The 621-nt window shown below is 68.0% G+C and carries 1 protein-coding gene; it reads left to right on the plus strand.

Annotated elements, in window-relative coordinates; all coding sequences use genetic code 11:
• Positions 1-259: 259 nt before the first annotated feature.
• On the plus strand, positions 260-621 hold a 362-nt coding region (locus P409_RS35615; protein WP_034849904.1), incomplete at its 3' end, for a c-type cytochrome.

The following is a 621-nucleotide window of genomic DNA, read 5'->3' on the forward strand; positions in this document are numbered from 1 at the left end:
CGGCCGTTCCGGCTGTCCTGCGCCCGCGGATGGCGGCATCCTGCATCTCCCGCAATGGCCCGGACAACAGGGCGCGCTTTTGCCGCGCGGCTGAATTGGACTTTGGTCTCAGTTGTCCGTTCTCGCCTTGTCGGGACTCCGGGCGGTTCATACAGTCGGCCCAATCCCGCCCCTCGAGCGGGCAGGTTCGGCGGGCTTCGGCCCATGCCGGGCCCAAGCGGAACGCCGGCCCGTCCGGCCCAGCAGGAGGACGTCCGAGATGCGAGGGTTTTCGCTTTTCGCGGCTGTCGCGGCACTCACCCTGCCGATGATGGCCCATGCCCAGGATGCGGCCGGCGACGCCGCCAAGGGCAAGCAGGTCTTCGCCAAATGCCAAGCGTGCCATTCCGTCGAGGCCGGCACCAACAAGCTCGGGCCCTCGCTGCACGGCGTGGTCGGCCGCACCTCGGGCACGCTCGAGGGCTTCAACTACTCCCAGGCCATGAAGGACGCCCATCTGACCTGGGACCAGGCGACGCTCGACAAGTATCTCGCCGGTCCCAAGGCCCTGGTGCCCGGCACCAAGATGGTCTTCCCCGGCCTGCCGAAGGAAGAGGACCGGCTGAACGTGATCGCCTATCT

The sequence above is a fragment of the Inquilinus limosus MP06 genome, from assembly GCF_000767795.1.
GTDB classification, from domain to species: Bacteria; Pseudomonadota; Alphaproteobacteria; order DSM-16000; family Inquilinaceae; genus Inquilinus; species Inquilinus limosus_E.